Annotated in this window: 12 protein-coding genes; 4 read left to right on the top strand and 8 right to left on the bottom strand. The window is 36.7% G+C overall.

Annotated features, from left to right (window positions below; all coding sequences use genetic code 11):
* Positions 1–50 precede the first annotated feature (50 nt).
* From ychF to IWB64_RS16890, 3 genes are all read left to right on the top strand, one after another.
* Entirely contained in the window at positions 51–1,145 is a 1,095-nt protein-coding gene (ychF, locus tag IWB64_RS16900; protein WP_194535132.1) for a redox-regulated ATPase YchF, read from the top strand.
* A gap of 197 nt (positions 1,146–1,342) precedes the next feature.
* Positions 1,343–3,673: an ATP-dependent helicase gene (locus tag IWB64_RS16895; RefSeq protein ID WP_194535131.1), complete on the top strand. Its 2,331-nt coding sequence runs from the start codon at positions 1,343–1,345 to the stop codon at positions 3,671–3,673.
* 133 nt (positions 3,674–3,806) lie between these two features.
* A complete protein-coding gene (locus tag IWB64_RS16890) occupies positions 3,807–4,427 on the top strand; it encodes an L-threonylcarbamoyladenylate synthase (protein WP_194535130.1) in 621 nt (206 codons plus the stop codon).
* Between the two features lie 90 nt (positions 4,428–4,517).
* On the opposite strand, the gene IWB64_RS16885 is transcribed toward IWB64_RS16890, so the two are convergent.
* The 3 genes from IWB64_RS16885 to IWB64_RS16875 all read right to left on the bottom strand — a co-directional run bounded on the left by IWB64_RS16885 (position 4,518) and on the right by IWB64_RS16875 (position 6,936).
* Positions 4,518–5,372 carry an OmpA/MotB family protein gene (locus IWB64_RS16885; RefSeq protein WP_194535129.1) on the bottom strand — a complete coding sequence of 285 codons (855 nt, stop codon included), beginning with the start codon at positions 5,370–5,372 and terminating at the stop codon, positions 4,518–4,520.
* A gap of 103 nt (positions 5,373–5,475) precedes the next feature.
* The gene (locus IWB64_RS16880) at positions 5,476–6,477 is read right to left on the bottom strand and encodes a glycosyltransferase family 2 protein (protein WP_194535128.1); all 1,002 of its coding nucleotides are present in this window, start codon (positions 6,475–6,477) and stop codon (positions 5,476–5,478) included.
* A gap of 12 nt (positions 6,478–6,489) precedes the next feature.
* On the bottom strand, positions 6,490–6,936 hold the full coding sequence (locus IWB64_RS16875) for a type I restriction enzyme HsdR N-terminal domain-containing protein (RefSeq protein WP_194535127.1): 447 nt from the start codon (positions 6,934–6,936) through the stop codon (positions 6,490–6,492).
* 26 nt (positions 6,937–6,962) lie between these two features.
* Between IWB64_RS16875 and holA the strand changes: the two genes are divergently transcribed.
* Positions 6,963–7,964 carry a DNA polymerase III subunit delta gene (gene holA / locus IWB64_RS16870; RefSeq protein ID WP_194535126.1) on the top strand — a complete coding sequence of 334 codons (1,002 nt, stop codon included), beginning with the start codon at positions 6,963–6,965 and terminating at the stop codon, positions 7,962–7,964.
* 1 nt (position 7,965) lies between these two features.
* On the opposite strand, the gene IWB64_RS16865 is transcribed toward holA, so the two are convergent.
* From IWB64_RS16865 to uvrA, 5 genes are all read right to left on the bottom strand, one after another.
* Entirely contained in the window at positions 7,966–8,340 is a 375-nt protein-coding gene (locus tag IWB64_RS16865) for a DoxX family protein (RefSeq protein ID WP_194535125.1), read from the bottom strand.
* Between the two features lie 144 nt (positions 8,341–8,484).
* Positions 8,485–10,896, bottom strand: a complete 2,412-nt coding sequence (locus IWB64_RS16860) for an alpha-ketoacid dehydrogenase subunit alpha/beta (RefSeq protein ID WP_194535124.1) — start codon at positions 10,894–10,896, stop codon at positions 8,485–8,487.
* 165 nt (positions 10,897–11,061) lie between these two features.
* Positions 11,062–13,917 carry a gluzincin family metallopeptidase gene (locus IWB64_RS16855; protein WP_194535123.1) on the bottom strand — a complete coding sequence of 952 codons (2,856 nt, stop codon included), beginning with the start codon at positions 13,915–13,917 and terminating at the stop codon, positions 11,062–11,064.
* Positions 13,918–13,925: 8 nt separating this feature from the next.
* Positions 13,926–14,612 (bottom strand): LOG family protein, encoded by a 687-nt coding sequence (locus tag IWB64_RS16850; RefSeq protein WP_194535122.1) that lies wholly within the window; start codon positions 14,610–14,612, stop codon positions 13,926–13,928.
* Between the two features lie 209 nt (positions 14,613–14,821).
* The gene (gene uvrA, locus IWB64_RS16845; protein ID WP_194535121.1) at positions 14,822–17,662 is read right to left on the bottom strand and encodes an excinuclease ABC subunit UvrA; all 2,841 of its coding nucleotides are present in this window, start codon (positions 17,660–17,662) and stop codon (positions 14,822–14,824) included.
* Positions 17,663–17,743: the final 81 nt, after the last annotated feature.

The raw sequence follows: 17,743 nt of genomic DNA, 5'->3' as shown, positions 1-17,743 counted from the left end.
ATTTTAGAGGACCTTTTAAATTTATTCAAACTTTAATTACAATTTTCAAGATGAAAGCAGGTATTGTAGGATTGCCAAATGTAGGAAAATCAACTCTTTTCAATTGTCTTTCCAACGCTAAGGCACAAAGTGCCAATTTTCCTTTTTGTACAATAGAGCCTAATATTGGAGTAGTAAATGTTCCAGATGCTAGATTGCAAAAACTAGAGGCTTTGGTAGACCCAGAACGCGTTTTACCTGCAACGGTTGAAATCGTTGATATTGCTGGGTTAGTAAAAGGAGCAAGTAAAGGCGAAGGGTTAGGAAATCAGTTTTTAGGAAATATTCGTGAAACCGATGCTATTTTGCATGTCTTACGTTGCTTTAATGATGATAATATTATTCATGTAGATGGTTCTGTAGACCCAATTAGGGATAAAGAGACCATTGATATGGAATTGCAACTAAAAGACTTAGAAACAGTAGATAAAAAACTGGACAAAGTAAAGCGAGCTGCTAAAACGGGTAATAAAGAAGCCCAAAAAGAAGAAGCTGTTCTTTTGAAGTTGAAAACAGGTTTAGAAGCAGGTACTTCAGTTCGTGCTATTGAATTGTCTAAAGATGATAGAGAAGAATTTGTAAAGCCATTGCAGTTTATTACGGATAAACCTGTAATGTATGTTTGTAATGTAGATGAAGATGCTGCCGCAACAGGAAACGAATATGTTGATAGAGTAAAAGCTGCCGTTGCTCAAGAAGATGCAGAAGTAGTTGTCCTAGCAGTGGGCACAGAAGCAGATATTACGGAATTAGAAACTTACGAAGAACGTCAAATGTTTTTGGAAGATCTTGGTTTAGAAGAACCGGGTTCTGCTAAATTAATTCGCGGTGCTTATAAATTATTAAATTTAGAAACATATTTCACAGCTGGTGTAAAGGAAGTACGCGCTTGGACTATTCCTGTTGGTGCAACTGCTCCACAGGCCGCTGGTGTAATTCATACGGATTTTGAGAAAGGCTTTATTCGTGCCGAGGTTATTGCTTATAATGACTATGTGCAATTTGGTAGCGAGGCTAAGGTGAAGGAAGCTGGTAAAATGCGTGTAGAAGGTAAAGAGTACATTGTTAAAGATGGCGATGTTATGCACTTTAGATTCAACGTATAGTTTTCATTACATTTATGAAAAATAGAGCTATAACTATTTGTTAAGCTCATAGTAAAATAATTTTTTAAGACCACATGAGTATATCTTATGTGGTCTTTATTTATAAATAGCCTTTCTGTTTATAAAAGAAATCAACATCATTTTAGGATAAGCCTATTTATGGTTAAATTCACAATTCTAAAAAACACTCTAGTAAATTGAAGAATTTCATAGATGAATTGAACGATGCCCAAAGAGCACCCGTTCTACACAAAGATGGACCGTTAATGGTTATCGCAGGAGCTGGCTCAGGCAAAACAAGGGTTCTTACCTATCGTATCGCGTATTTAATGCAGCAAGGTGTTGATCCTTTTAATATCCTGGCATTAACCTTTACCAATAAGGCAGCGCGTGAAATGAAAGAACGTATTGCCAAGATAGCAGGGAAGTCGGAGACTAAAAACCTTTGGATGGGTACGTTCCACTCCGTTTTTGCCAAGTTACTCCGGTTTGATGGCGATAAACTGGGTTTTCCTAGCAATTTCACTATTTACGATACGCAAGATTCGCAACGGCTATTAGCTTCCATTATAAAGGAAATGGGTCTTGATAAGGATATTTACAAGTATAAACAGGTACAAAATCGTATCTCGTCATTTAAAAACAGTTTAATAACCGTTAAAGCTTATTTGAAAGACCCTGATTTGGTAGAGGCAGATGCTATGGCCAAAAAACCCAGAATGGGAGAAATATACCAAAACTATGTGGATCGCTGTTTTAAAGCGGGCGCTATGGATTTTGATGACCTTCTACTTCGTACGAACGAACTTTTAAATCGTTTTCCTGAAGTATTAGCTAAGTATCAAGATAGGTTCCGCTACATTTTGGTAGATGAGTACCAAGATACCAACCACTCGCAATATCTTATTGTAAAAGCACTAGCAGACCGTTTTCATAACATTTGTGTGGTGGGTGATGATGCACAGAGTATTTATTCGTTTCGCGGGGCGAATATTAGTAACATTTTAAACTTTCAGAAAGATTATGATAATGTGGGCATGTATCGCTTAGAGCAAAATTATAGATCCACAAGAAATATAGTAAATGCGGCAAACTCAATTATCGCAAAGAATAAAGAGCAGCTAGAGAAAATAGTTTGGACATCAAATGATGACGGTTCAAGCATTAAGATACATCGAAGTACAACTGATGCCGAAGAAGGTAGGTTTGTGGCTGGTTCCATTTGGGACCATAAGATGAACGAGCAATTGGGTAACGGTGAATTTGCCATACTCTATCGTACCAACTCGCAATCACGTGCTATGGAAGACGCGTTACGAAAGCGTGATATTCCTTATCGTATTTACGGTGGACTTTCTTTTTATCAGCGAAAAGAGATAAAAGATGTGTTGAGTTATTTGCGTTTGGTCATTAATCCTAAGGATGAAGAAGCACTTAAGCGAATAATCAATTTTCCTACAAGGGGTATCGGTCAAACTACTTTGGATAAATTAACGGTTGCCGCCAACCATTATAACCGTTCCATTTTTGAGGTGATTCAGAATCTTGATAAAATTAATCTGAAAATCAATAGTGGTACGCAACGAAAGCTACAGGACTTTACTACTATGATACAAAGTTTTCAGATCATGAACCAAACTGCGGATGCTTTTGTCATGGCTGAACATGTGGCCAAGAAATCGGGTATTCTTTTAGAGTTTAAAAAAGATGGAACTCCAGAAGGTATTGGTAAAATGGAGAATATCGAAGAGCTACTTAACGGTATTAAAGATTTTGTAGAAGGACAGGTGGAAATTGCCGATGCTACAGGAAGCATAGGTGAATTTCTTGAAGATGTGGCCTTGGCAACAGATTTAGACAATGATAAAGGAGATGATGACCGTGTTGCCCTTATGACCATTCACTTGGCTAAGGGACTTGAATTCCCATACGTTTATATCGTGGGTATGGAAGAAGATTTATTCCCTTCGGGAATGAGTATGAACACCCGGAGCGAACTGGAGGAGGAGCGAAGGTTATTCTACGTGGCTCTTACACGTGCAGAAAAACAGGCATATCTTACTTATACTCAAAATAGATACCGATGGGGTAAATTGATAGACGCAGAACCTAGTCGGTTTTTAGAGGAAATAGATGAGAAGTATGTAGAGAATCTCACTCCAATCGATACAGGTTACCGTTACAAACCACTGGTGGATAACGATATTTTCGGAGAAATTGATAAAAGTAGGTTGCGGCAAGGTAAACCTACCAAAGGAACACCACCACCTAGTAGTAAAAAACCTAACGAAGGTCAACTTAGGAAACTTAGGAAATTAAAACCTGAACTGGCTACTCCTATTGGGAATACCAATATGGTAGACCCAAATTTAGCGGAGGGTAGTATCATAAACCATACTCGTTTTGGTCGTGGAAAAGTAATTAAAATAGAAGGAGTAGGGAATGATAGAAAAGCAGAAATTCAGTTTGTAAAAGGAGATATAAAAAAACTCTTGCTTCGTTTTGCTAAGCTGGAGGTCATTTCGTAAAATTGGTTTTAGAATTATATTTTTTCTGAATCCATTCTCCATGTGAAGAGATTTAATAGGTTAAAAATCGATTTTATAAAGAGCAAACACTAGTAGTAAAAAATTTATTTTATATAGTGATTAGGTTAAAAAAATGGCAGATTTTATAAAAATATACGAAGAGAATCCAAACCCTAAAGAAATAAAAAGGGTAGTGGATGTGCTGCAGAAAGGTGGTTTAGTTATTTATCCAACAGATACTGTATACGGTTTGGGTTGCGATATTACCAAATCGAGAGCGTTAGAGAAGATAGCCCGGATTAAAGGTATAAAGTTAGCTAAGGCTAATTTTTCTTTTATCTGTGCGGATTTAAGCAATCTCTCTGATTATGTGAAGCAAATAGATACGGCTACTTTTAAAATACTTAAAAGGGCGCTGCCAGGACCTTATACTTTTATTCTCCCTGGTAATACAAACCTACCTAAGGACTTTAAAAAGAAGAAGACCGTAGGTATTAGAGTCCCGGATAATTCTATAGCAAAAGCGCTTGTAGAAGCTCTTGGGAATCCTATAGTGTCAACTTCCATTCGCGATGAAGATGATTTGCTTGAGTATACTACCGATCCTGAACTTATTTTTGAAAAGTGGGAAAACTTGGTAGATATAGTAATTGATGGGGGTTATGGAGATAATGTAGCTTCAACGATAATTGATTTATCTGATGGCGAACCCCGGGTTATTAGAGAGGGTAAAGGAGATATTGATATATTATAAAAGGAAGTATAATCTCGGAAATCTAACACCAGGACATAAAAAAACCGCAACTTATAAAGTTGCGGTTTTTATTTATGCTATAGTTACTGCTTAGTTGTTGATAGCAGGATCATCCATACCTTCTTCGATCATACTGTAGAACTGATCAATTTTTGGAAGTACCACAATACGTGTTCTTCTGTTTTTAGATTTTTCAGTTGTAGAAACAGGAATAAATTCCGCTCTACCTGCAGCTGTCATACGCTTAGGATCAACATTGTAATCGTTCTGTAAAATTCTAACTACTGCTGTAGCACGTTTTACACTTAAATCCCAGTTGTCCAAAAGAACACCATGTCTTCCGTAAGGTACATCATCAGTGTGACCTTCTACCATGAATTCAAAATCTGGCTTGTTGTTTACAACCTGTGCAACTTTACCAAGAATTTCTTTTGCTCTGTTAGTAACATTGTAGCTACCGCTACTGAACAATAATTTATCAGATATAGAAACAAAAACAACACCTTTCTCAACGCTGATCTGGATGTCTTCGTCATCTAAATTACCCAAAACACCTTTTAAGCTCTGTACCAAAGAAAGGTTTACAGAATCTCTTCTAGTGATGGCATCTTGCAATTTACGTATGGTAAGATCTTTCTCTTGTAAGCTTTCTAAAGATTTTTCAAGATTCTCGGCACCTTTTGAAGTTAAGGTAGTCAAGTTCCCCATATTATTAATCAACTCTTGATTATTTGCTTTTAAGAATGCATTTTGATCTTGTAACGTTTTAAGTCTAGAACCGGTAGTAGCCTTTTCTTCTAAACAATCGTTCAATTTAACCGTTGCGGAATTTAAAAGATCTTGTGCTTCTTTATGTTTTGATTCTAAATCAGTATACTTCTTTTGTGATACACACGAAGACAACAACATGGTCACTCCTAAACAGCCTAAAATTAATTTTTTCATAATGAGAGTTACTAAGTATTTAATGATTGTTATTTGATTTTTTAACTAAAGTCAATAAGAGACAAAATTAGATAATCGACAAAGGTAGTATTTGTAAAATTAGTTAATGTTTTACTAAATCGTTAAAATTCTTTACATGATGTACGAAATGCTGCCATACAATGGACTTCGTATAGTAGTATTTTTGGATAAAATTGGCTTTTTCCCTTCTTTTGTACATTTTTCTAAAATGTCTGTAAAAGCTTAAATGTGCCTTTAAAATTGCTAAGCAATGTCTGAATCTGAATTGAAAGATAAAACGAACTGCTGCAATCCCATCTAGTAGTAGACGTAGCATAATAATCGTCAATGCTTTTCTTCTTGGTAAATTCTTGGTAATAGAGAAAAGAGAGTTTCTAAAATTTAGATAGGTCTTCTTGGGATTCATATTACTAAGAGTAGAACCTCCCAGATGATATACTTTAGAAGTACCAACATAAAATACCTTGTGCCCATTGTTCTTAGCTCTCCAACATAAATCAACCTCTTCTTGGTGAGCAAAATAATGTTCATCAAATCCATTGAGTTCCCAATAGACCTCTTTTTTAATGAACATGCATGCTCCGGTCGCCCAAAAAATTTCGGTAACGTCATCATACTGTCCATTATCCTTTTCAAGGTCTTGGAAGATACGTCCCCTGCAAAAAGGATACCCTAATTGATCTATAAATCCTCCTCCTGCTCCTGCATATTCAAAATGATCAGGACGCATGAGGTCCAGAATTTTTGGCTGTACGATAGCAATCTCCTTATTTTCAGAAAAGACTTTTAAAATGGGTGGTAACCAGCCTTCGGTTACTTCTATATCAGAATTTAAAAGACAATAAATATCGGCATCTATACTTTTTAGCCCATCATTATATCCTTTTGTGAAGCCACCGTTCTCGCTATTCTGAACAATTTTGACGGAAGGATAATTGGTTTTGATAAAAGCAACTGAATTATCTGTAGAGGCATTATCCACAACGTAGATTTCTGCGTCACCGGAGTGTTGCACAACAGAGGGCAAGTATCTTTCAAGAAGAACCTCTCCATTCCAATTTAATATGACGACAGCAATACGCAAAACGATCGCAAATTAACGGCTAAAATCAGGAATATCCCTGAGAAACGTGTATTTTTCTGAAGTAAAATCCATTTTGCAATAAAAATGATCAAGTCCATTGGTTACCATAAGATAATCGGCCTTTAATTCAAGATTGTAACGTGCTATTTGGTCAAAAGTGGTTTGATCTATATTAATTTGTGGAGCTTTGCATTCTACCAAGATGTGAATACTGCCGTCCGAATTAAAAACAACAATATCATATCTTTTCTTAATATTGTTTATAACCAATTGCTTCTCAACGTTTACCAGACTTTTTGGATAGCTTTTTTCTTCTAGCAAATAGTTGACCACATGTTGTCTAACCCATTCTTCTGGCTGCAATACCACAAATTTTTTGCGTATGCTGTCAAAAATGCGTACGTTATTTTCGCTACTTTTGAGACGGAATTTATACTCCGGAAAATTAAGGGGTACCATTTAGCAAATTTGATGATTTTTTTTGGATGGATGAAGCAAAACAAATAGTTACCGATATTAAAAACGGCAAAATCAAACCCATATATTTTTTATTTGGGGAGGAGCCCTATTATATTGATGCCATTGCCTCTTACATTGAGAAAAAGCTTCTTGCTGAAGAGGAAAAGGGGTTTAACCAAATGGTTCTTTATGGAAAAGATGTTACCATAGACGATATTGTAGCCAACGCAAAGCGATACCCCATGATGGCCGAACGCCAGGTGGTAATTGTTAAAGAGGCGCAACATCTTGTTAGGACTATAGAAGACTTAACGTCCTATGTTGATAATCCTCAGATGTCTACAGTGCTAGTGGTTTGTTATAAATACAAAAAACTAGACAAGCGTAAAAAGTTATATAAGTCCGTTCAAAAGGCAGGAGTTCTTTTTGAAAGCAAAAAGCTGTATGAAAATAAGGTCTCTGATTGGATTAGGAAAAACCTACAGGGTAGGGGTTATAGTATATCACACAAAGCAGCTATTTTGCTCACCGAATACTTAGGTACGGATTTAAGCCGTATCAGTAAAGAGATAGAAAAGTTACAATTGGTTTTGCCTAAACAGAGTGAGATTACACCGGCGGATATAGAAGCCCATATAGGCATCAGCAAGGATTATAATAATTTTGAACTCAAAAAGGCAATAGGAGAAAGAGACGTATTGAAGGCAACGCGTATTATTAATTATTTTTCTCAGAACCCCAAGGATAATCCCTTTGTGCTCACCGTAACTTTGTTACATTCATTCTTTACTCAACTTTTACAATATCACGGTCTTAACGACCATTCTCCCAAGAGCGTAGCAAGCGCATTGCGAATTAACCCCTATTTTGTTGGTGAGTTTCAAACAGCGGCCCGTAATTACCCTATGAAAAAGGTAAGTGGTATTATATCTTCTCTTCGTGAAATGGATTTAAAAGGGAAGGGTGTTGGTGCTAACGTCAATTCGCAAGCAGACCTCTTAAAGGAACTTTTGGTAAAGATTATCTAAATTATCTTTTGTCTATACTGTATTTTCCAGGCCCCAAGAGAATGATAGCGACGAATATGACAAAATAAATAAGTGCAAGTTCTTTTTTTTGAAAAGGGTCTGCTCCATGTACCATAAATGCTGCAACTCCCATTGTAATAGCCGTGGGAATAGCAGACAGTCTAGTTTTAAATCCAAAGATTATAAGTATTGGACAAACAAATTCTGCTAGTACCGCTAAAAACAAGGATGGTGTTGAGCCAATACCAATGGGATCGGCAAATTCTGCACCGTTAATCAACATTTGCAATTTTCCATATCCGTGAACAGCAATCATTGCAGATGCTGCTATTCGTAATAGGGCTAAGCCAATATCTTTTAAAAGTGTGTTGGACATGTGTTTTTGAATTTACTTTAATTATAAAAGTATTCATTTTTATGAAGTTGCCCAAATGCATTTTAAAGAAATAAACCCATAGGTATATAACGCTTTATAGCAAAGCTAATTTATTATTTGCAGATGAGTTTGATAACTAAATAGTTAACGTATTTCTGGAAAGCTTTCCGGGTCTAATTCATTCATGATATTATATACCCTTTCAAAGACATCTTCGGCATTTGGTTTTGAGAAATAATCACCATCAGTACCATAAGCAGGTCTGTGAGCTTTTGAAGTCAGTGTCTGAGGAGCAGAATCTAAATATGCATATGCTCCTTGTTTTTCAATGATTTCGTTGAGCAAGTAAGCCGAACATCCACCGGGAACATCTTCATCTATTACAAGTAATCTATTTGTTTTCTTAATACTCTCTAAAGTGTCATGGTGCACATCAAAAGGTAATAAGGTCTGTGCATCTATTACTTCAGCATCAATACCTACTTCTTTTAGTTCTTCTGCCGCTTGTACTACAATTCTAAGTGTGGAACCATAAGAAACTAGTGTAATATCGGTTCCTTCTTTAATCGTTTCAACTTTACCAATAGGCGTACAGAATTCCCCTAAATTTATAGGTTTTTGTTCTTTCAGCCTGTAACCATTTAAACTTTCGATTACTAAAGCAGGCTCATCGGTTTTTAAAAGCGTGTTATAGAAACCGGCCGCTTGTGTCATATTTCTAGGTGATAGAATGTACATGCCCCGTAAAGCGTGAATTAGCGTTCCCATAGGAGAACCCGAATGCCAGATGCCTTCAAGACGGTGGCCTCTTGTTCGCACTATCAATGGCGCTTTCTGCTTCCCAAAAGTACGGTACCTTAAACAGGCTACATCATCTGTTAAAGTAGATAGGGCGTAAAAAATATAATCTAGATATTGAATTTCTGCAATTGGGCGAAGTCCTCTCATTGCCATTCCTGTACCTTGTCCAATAATGGTAGTTTCGCGTATGCCGGTATCAGCCACTCTAATTTTCCCAAATTTATTCTGTAGTCCTTCAAGCCCTTGATTAACATCTCCTATAGCACCGCTATCTTCACCAAAAACTAAGGTATTCGGATATTTTTCAAATATTTTATCAAAATTATCTCGCAGAATAACACGGCCATCAACATTTTCAGTAGTTTCCGCATATTCCGGTTTCACTTCCGCAACGCTTAAAGCTCCTGTTGGCCCATCATTGTACAAATTAGCGCTATATAACGGTTGCGTTTCCTTAAGGAATGTGTTAGTCCATTGTAAAAGTTCTTGTTTCTCAGGAAATGACTCTCCAATCAAATATCTAAGTGCTTTTCTGGAACTTACGGCCAAATCCTTTTTAATAGGTTCTTCAATCGCTATAAGGTCATTTTTAACCTTAACGATAAAGTTTTTGTTTTGACTTTTTAGCGAAGCGCTATCCAGTAAAACAACTAAGTTTTTCTTAAGAGCTTTATGGTTTTCTAAATATTCGGACCAAGCCTCTCTTTTTGCAGAGCGCACTTCTCTAACAATATTCTTTTCAATTACTTTTAGCTCCTCGTCCGTGGTAATACCGGTTTCTAGTATCCATTCACGAAACTGCTTATTACAATCGTTTTCTTTTTCCCAGTCTAGTCTTTCCTCGTTCTTATAGCGTTCATGAGAACCAGAAGATGAATGACCTTGTGGTTGGGTAAGTTCTGTTACGTGAATAATAACAGGTACATGTTCATCCCTAGCTATATCCGCAGCGTTTTCGTAAGCGTGCATGAGGGCAGTATAATCCCATCCCTTAACTTTAAATATTTCGTAACCGTTCTGTTCTTCAGTACGTTTAAAGCCACTTAGTATTTCTGAAATATCTTCTTTTGTCGTATGGAATTTTGCTGGTACAGATATACCATATTCATCATCCCAAATACTTATTACCATAGGTACCTGAAGTACTCCTGCAGCATTGATTGTTTCTAAAAACATGCCTTCACTTGTACTGGCATTACCAATAGTACCCCAGGCAACTTCGTTCCCTTTGTTGGAAAATTTAGTAGCGTCTAAACCATTTAGGTTTCTATATACTTTGGAAGCTTGTGCAAGGCCTAATAATCTAGGCATCTGGCCAGCAGTACAAGAAATATCTGCACTACTGTTTTTTTGGTTCATCAAGTTTTTCCAGCTACCGTCTTCATTAAGACTATGAGTTATGTAGTGGCCACCCATTTGGCGACCTGCACTCATAGGTTCCTTTTCTATATCAGTTGTAGCATAAAGACCATGAAAAATATCTTTTGGGGTCAAAAGTCCCAAGGCCATCATAAAAGTCTGATCCCGGTAATACCCACTTCTGAAGTCACCATCTTTAAAAGACCGAGCCATTGCCAATTGGGGCAGCTCTTTTCCATCTCCAAAGATTCCAAATTTTGCCTTGCCGGTCAAAACTTCTTTTCTCCCCAGTAGACTACATGTTCTGCTGAGAACAGCAATTTTGTAATCGCTTATGATTTGGGTTTTGAAATCATCAAACGTAATATCGTTACTTGTTTTAGGCGAAGTATCCATTTAAGCTTTACGAGTTTTTACAAAAATAACAAACTAGAAGCATTTTTACAATGCTTGCAGAACATACTTGATCAAAATATATTTAAAAAAGAACGGAAATCAATAGTGTATTGATAATTTTATATTGCTAAAAATTGATTTTATTAAGAATTCAACAACTAAACATTAAAACCATTTCCGTGTGAACAGGCCAATTAACGTTTTTGGACTCACAGTGACAATAAATCTAATTTTCTCTCCATAGTTGGGCTGTGAGACTTCCCATCCGTTATTGGAATACACCGGAAGGTATAATTCAAAATAGTCTGTAAGAAGGTTTAATCTAACCCCGGAATCATATACGAATTTCCCGTTTACACCTTTATTCTTGACATAACCCAAATCGCTATAGACCTCAATCCATTTCCATAGGTTAACACTAGTGTTTATAGTGGCTAAATAGTCATTTGCAAAACGATATTCTTGAGGAAGAAAGGATTTAAATCCACCTTCGGCAATAATAATCTGTTGACTATAAATACCCGAGTCTTCCGAGCGTCCCAAATAGCCATAATCAAATAAATAATCTGTGGGGCGGTCTAATGCAAAACTGTAATAATTGGGGTCTGCGTAATCCGTAGTCTTGTTTCTGATAAATTTACCTGCGTAGAAACGGAAATTGAACTGCCGGTTACTTTCAAACAGTTTACGATATTCCAATTCAAAAGCCACTTTGGTAAAATCACTTGCATGTTGAGCATCTGCAAACCACGAAACATAATTAATAATCCCGGGGTTTCTATTGGTATACCGGACATTCATAATACTGTAATCCGGCGGCGTCTCAAAATCACCTAAACTCTCTGCTTTGTCTCTTAATACGTTTACATACCTAAAACGTAGGAACTCCCTTTTGTTAGATATAAGGTTTGCTGGTCTCCATCCAAAAGTAATTGAAGGCGTAATGGTGGAGTATCGTGAATTTTCTTGAAAGTGATAAGTAGAACCTCCAAGGCTATAGTTAGCCAAATAAAGTCCACTTTTACTAAGATACTTTCGGTACGAAATCCGTCCTGAGCCTACAAAAGCTTTTTCACGGAATGAATAGGAGGGGGCAAAATCGTATACGAAAGGACGCTCTAACAATGTTTTATTATACAGTCGCATGCCTGGCGTCCATCCGTCATAAATATTAAAATTTAGAATAGGAACGTAAAACACCTGGTTATAATATGGATTCTCAGAATCACGGAAAAAAGTGAATTTCAGCTTTTTATTTCCTGAGAAAAACCCTCCTAAAGATTTCCAGTTGTCCCTTTGGTTAAATTCAGGAATTTTTTGGTCATAGTTAAGAACTAGTCGTTTTTCACCATTCTTTGGAATAGTAACTGTTTTTATATCATTAATACCGGAAAACCAATATTTAGAAACTACGGTATCATTCTTAAGACCGAACATAGAAATAGGTACGTTGGTCCCTTTCTTGTTCTTAATGGTAACTTTAAGAGAATCTTGGGTTTTTTCTACTTTTTTAATCTTAAAATCTATTTTACGATCAGTAGTTACAAAGTCTTTAAAAAACCAGTCGATATCTGTACTCGTAGATCTTTTTAATATCGATTCAAAATCCAAGGTTTTTACTTGACTAAGCTTATAATGTTTATAAAAGGTTTTTATGCTCTTATCTACCTTGTCTTTGCCAATATAACTCGCAAGATATGCTAGTCCAAGTCCCGCCTTATATTTATTACCAATTTTTTGGTTGAATTTAATTAGGGAATCGTTGCTAGTGCTAAGAGGTTGATCTAAGTTGGTACGAGCAGTAAGCATATACAAAAACGTATACTGTTCGTTGAAATTCATTTTTGCTAGATTGAAACTGCGAACTCCCCATATTTTAGATAGTTTTCCAAGCAGTTTTTGGTCTGGGTAAAACTCCTCTACATATTCTATCATTAAATAGTTGGCAATAGCATCACTTAACCATTGTTCTTTTCTAGGGTCTAAGAAAAGGGTTTCTTCTAATATATTTATAAGTGCAGTTTTTAAAAATTTCATCTCAAATTGAAACTGCTCTTCATAAGGTCTTATGAAAGAAGGCAACTGATTGATGCCGTACAATGGATTCTTTTCATAATCCAACTGACTAACCAATAATTGGCGATGCGGATATTTACCTAAATTATTCTCTATGAATTCTGTAACCCTGTTGATAGACAGTCCTTTAAATACATCTGCATACTTAAATGCTTCAATATCAGTAATTACTGTTATTTGAGGGGTAACGTGGGTCATAAATCGCTTTTCCGGACTAAGTAAAATCTCGCAATTCTTTTGTTGGTCCGCCGTTAACTGTGCCATTTGGCCGTTGGAGATGCTGCTGTTTCCTAAAACCGTAAAGTTAGTGGCAAGGTTTAAATTCTTGGGGTAAACAAAATTTACCGTAGTTTCTGTAACACCCGTAAAAAGGTCTTCTAAATTTTTATTGGAATATAAATGCCAAGCACCATCAAAATAAGAGGGTGTTAAATACCAGTCTTTTAGGTAGTAACTATTCTTTCTCTTGTCATAACCATAAGGCGTAAACTTATTTTCAGGAAGCTTTATGGTGTACGTTAAAAAAAGTTTAGCAGATGCACCTGCGGGAAGCGGACTGTTTAGGTCTATTTTTATAATATCCTCACCTGTAGTACGCTTCCAGTGAAGACCTCTATATTCGCTATCTACCGCACTTATAATTGTAGTGTAGCCTCTTTCGTTCTTTTTGGCCAAGTGCAGACTTTTCTTGAATTGTTCATCAAAACGCTTGGCTAACCCCGTGTTCTTACTTGCATAAGCATGGGCCCAATCATTAAAGTATAGTGTACTTAACGTTTGGTTAGAATTGTTCTTATACGTAAATTCTTGTTGAACCTGTATCTCTTTATTTTGTCCGTCTAATGTAGCTGTCAAGACGTTTTCGTGTTGCGCGGCTAGCTCTCCGAAACCGCCTAAAAGAACAGTTCCGAGATAAAATAAAAATATGAGGTGTTTGATTTTCAAAAGTGATATTAAAAATTAGGACTCAAGTTTCGGCCCTTGTAGAATGCATCAATAATATCTACAACTTCATCTTCCGTATCTGCAATTTTAATAAGATCTAAATCATGAGCACTTATAGTTTTCATCTCCAGCATAGTGTTCTTGACCCAATCCATAAGACCGGTCCAAAATTCACTCCCAACAAGAATTATTGGAAATTTTTCAATTTTGTTAGTCTGAATAAGAGTAATTGCTTCAAAAAGTTCATCTAGAGTCCCAAAACCACCTGGCATAACAACGAAACCCTGAGAGTATTTAACGAACATTACTTTTCTCACGAAAAAATAATCAAAATCTAAACTTTTATCAGAATCTATATATGGGTTGTCATGTTGTTCAAACGGCAAGTCAATATTTAAACCAACAGAAGTTCCACCTGCTAAATGTGCACCTTTGTTACCAGCCTCCATAATACCAGGTCCTCCACCAGTTATTACACCATACCCTGCATTTGCTATACTTTCAGCAATACTAACTGCTAACTCATAATATTTATCACCTACTTTGGTACGGGCTGAACCAAAAATAGAAACGCATGGGCCAATAGAACCCATTTTTTCAAATCCCATTACAAATTCGCCCATAATTTTAAATATGGCCCATGAATCGTTAGTCTTTATTTCGTTCCAACCTTTATGATGTTGTTCTTTTCTCATGTATAATTACTCTTGTTTGTATAATTTATTCTTCCTCTGAGTCAGCTTAAAGCTTGCCTTTTAATATTAAAAGGAGTGCTTTTCTTTATTTCAGTGGATGAATTTATCGTTTTTATTTTATTGAAGCGTAAAGCTATTAATATTTATAACTGAACTCAGCATTAATTTGATTAATCTTTAATTTCTTGGCCTGCATGTGTTTTAAGTGTCTAGTCCGGAATATTCAATTCTGGTCCCAAGTACTTTGCCGTATAGCTTTTTTTATCTTTAGCAACTTCTTCCGGTGTTCCTTTGGCAACTACTTTTCCGCCGCCACGACCACCTTCATAGCCAATATCAATAATATAATCTACAATTTTTATAACATCCATATTATGTTCAATGACTAATATGGTATTTCCTTTGTCTACCAAACGAGTCAAAACTTCCATCAAAACTCGAATATCCTCAAAATGAAGTCCTGTAGTGGGTTCATCCAAAATATAAAAAGTATTGCCCGTATCTCGCTTAGAAAGCTCCGTGGCAAGCTTAATACGCTGAGCCTCACCACCCGAAAGCGTAGTGGACTGTTGTCCTAGTGAGATATAGCCCAATCCTACGTCTTGAATGGTCTTCAACTTACGATAAATTTTGGGTATAAGCTCAAAAAAATCGACAGCTTCGTTGATTGTCATCTCCAAAACATCGGCTATAGATTTGCCTTTATAGCGTATTTCTAGTGTTTCCCTGTTGAAGCGTTTTCCGTTACAAGTCTCGCATTCAACATAAACATCGGGTAAAAAGTTCATTTCAATAACTCGTAGACCACCACCTTGACAGGTTTCACAACGACCACCTTTTACATTGAAACTAAAACGACCAGGTTTGTAGCCTCTAATAGCTGCTTCTGGTGTTTTGGAGAACAATGCACGAATCTCTCCAAAAACTCCGGTATAGGTGGCAGGGTTAGACCTAGGCGTCCTACCTATGGGTGACTGGTTAATGTCTATGACTTTGTCAATATGCTCTAACCCAGTAATCTTCTTATAAGGCATAGGTTTCTTTACGCCATTAAAATAATGAGCGTTCATGATAGGGTAGAGGGTCTCGTTTATTAATGTAGATTTTCCACTACCAGAGACGCCTGTAACCCCAATCATTTGACCTAATGGAAGCGTTATAGAAACATTCTTTAAATTATTTCCGGTACATCCAGAAAGGGTGATTTTTTTACCATTCCCTTTTCTACGTTTTTCAGGAATTGCAATCTGTTTTTTTCCAGTAATATAATCAGCTGTTAGGGTATTCTCATTTTTTAAATCCTTTGGAGAGCCTTGAGAGATAATCTCACCACCATGCTTTCCGGCTCTCGGACCTATATCTATTACGTGGTCTGCACACTCTATCATGTCTCGGTCATGCTCCACAACAATCACTGAATTGCCTAAATCACGAAGTGACTCCAGCGATTTAATTAATCTTGTGTTGTCTCGTTGATGTAAACCAATACTAGGTTCATCAAGAATATAAAGCACGCCAACCAACTGCGAGCCAATCTGTGTAGCCAATCGTATACGTTGTGCTTCACCACCGGATAGTGATTTTGAGCTTCTGTTTAGCGAAAGATAGTCAAGACCAACATCTAAAAGAAACTGAATACGTGTTCGTATTTCTTTAATAATTTCTTCGGCAATCTTAAGCTGATTTCCTTCTAACTTCTTTTCTAAACCTTTAAAGAATTTAGCCAGTTCAGCAATATCCAAATGGGCTAGTTGCGCTATATTCTGTTCGTTTATTTTAAAATTGAGCGATTCTTTTCGCAAACGGGACCCTTCGCATACAGGACAGGTGATTTTGTCCATATATTCTTTGGCCCAACGTTTTAGGGCTGTTGTGCCGGCTTCTTCATATTGATTTTTAATAAAGTTGGCAATACCTTCATAATCAATTTTATAATTCCGTTTAACACCTAAGCTCTTAGAATCCACCTCAAAGGTTTCGTGACCACCGTTAAGGAGAACGTCAATAGCTTCTTCAGAAATTTTTGAAATAGGGTCTGTCAGTTCAAATTCATAGCGTTTAGCTATGGTTTCTATCTGTTTAAATGCCCAAGAATTTTTATACTCTCCAAGGGGAGCGATTCCTCCAGATTTAATAGATAATTTTTTATCTGGGAATATCTTTTTCTCGTTCACCTCGTAAACATGGCCCAAACCATTACAATTAGGACACATTCCTTTGGGAGAGTTGAACGAAAACGTATTAGGCTCAGGAACAGGGTAGGAGATGCCAGTGGTTGGGCACATCAGGTCACGGCTAAAGTACCGCGCAACAGATTGACCTTCTTCCAATACCATAAGTACGTTGTCTCCACTGTACATAGCGGTATTCAGGGATTCGGTGAGACGTTTGTCCATATCTTCCGAATCAACTACTTTTAGACGGTCAATTACAATTTCTATATCGTGGGTTTTATAGCGATCCGCTTTCATTCCCTTGACAATATCTTTTACCTCGCCATCAACCCTGACTTTTACAAACCCTTGTTTGGCAATTTGCTCAAAAAGCTCTCTATAATGTCCTTTTCTAGATTTAATAATAGGAGCAAGGATATTGATTTTCTTACCATCATAATCCTTTTTTATGAGCTCTTTTATCTGCTCATCACTATAACTCACCATTTTCTCGCCTGTATTATAACTGTAAGCATCTCCAGCTCGTGCAAAAAGCAGGCGGAGAAAATCATAAATTTCAGTAATCGTACCTACTGTAGACCGTGGTGATTTTGAGGTGGTTTTCTGTTCGATAGCGATAACTGGCGATAGACCGTCAATTTTATCCACATCAGGCCTTTCCATGCCTCCTAAAAATTGTCTGGCATAGGCTGAAAAAGTTTCAATATACCGGCGTTGGCCTTCGGCATAAATTGTATCAAAAGCAAGAGAAGATTTGCCACTTCCGGAAAGCCCGGTTATAACCACTAATTTTTCTCTGGGTATGGTAACATCTATATTTTTAAGGTTGTGGACACGAGCACCCTGAACCTCAATATTTTCTTCGTAGTTTATCATTTTCAATAGCAAAGTTGCAAAGGTACGATTTTGACCTTTAACAAAGAAGTGGCCTTTACTTATATCTATGTTAAGGAAAAG

Origin of the sequence: Zobellia nedashkovskayae (assembly GCF_015330125.1) — a bacterium.
GTDB lineage: Bacteria > Bacteroidota > Bacteroidia > Flavobacteriales > Flavobacteriaceae > Zobellia > Zobellia nedashkovskayae.
This window is presented reverse-complemented; position numbering and strand designations above follow the sequence as displayed.

Coding starts and splice junctions, on each gene's coding strand:
- ychF (WP_194535132.1), top strand. CDS start 51: ATGAAAGCAGGTATTGTAGGATTGCCAAATGTAGGAAAATCAACTCTT.
- IWB64_RS16890 (WP_194535130.1), top strand. CDS start 3,807: ATGGCAGATTTTATAAAAATATACGAAGAGAATCCAAACCCTAAAGAA.
- IWB64_RS16885 (WP_194535129.1), bottom strand. CDS start 5,372: ATGAAAAAATTAATTTTAGGCTGTTTAGGAGTGACCATGTTGTTGTCT.
- IWB64_RS16875 (WP_194535127.1), bottom strand. CDS start 6,936: ATGGTACCCCTTAATTTTCCGGAGTATAAATTCCGTCTCAAAAGTAGC.
- holA (WP_194535126.1), top strand. CDS start 6,963: ATGGATGAAGCAAAACAAATAGTTACCGATATTAAAAACGGCAAAATC.
- IWB64_RS16865 (WP_194535125.1), bottom strand. CDS start 8,340: ATGTCCAACACACTTTTAAAAGATATTGGCTTAGCCCTATTACGAATA.
- IWB64_RS16860 (WP_194535124.1), bottom strand. CDS start 10,896: ATGGATACTTCGCCTAAAACAAGTAACGATATTACGTTTGATGATTTC.
- IWB64_RS16850 (WP_194535122.1), bottom strand. CDS start 14,612: ATGAGAAAAGAACAACATCATAAAGGTTGGAACGAAATAAAGACTAAC.
- uvrA (WP_194535121.1), bottom strand. CDS start 17,662: ATGATAAACTACGAAGAAAATATTGAGGTTCAGGGTGCTCGTGTCCAC.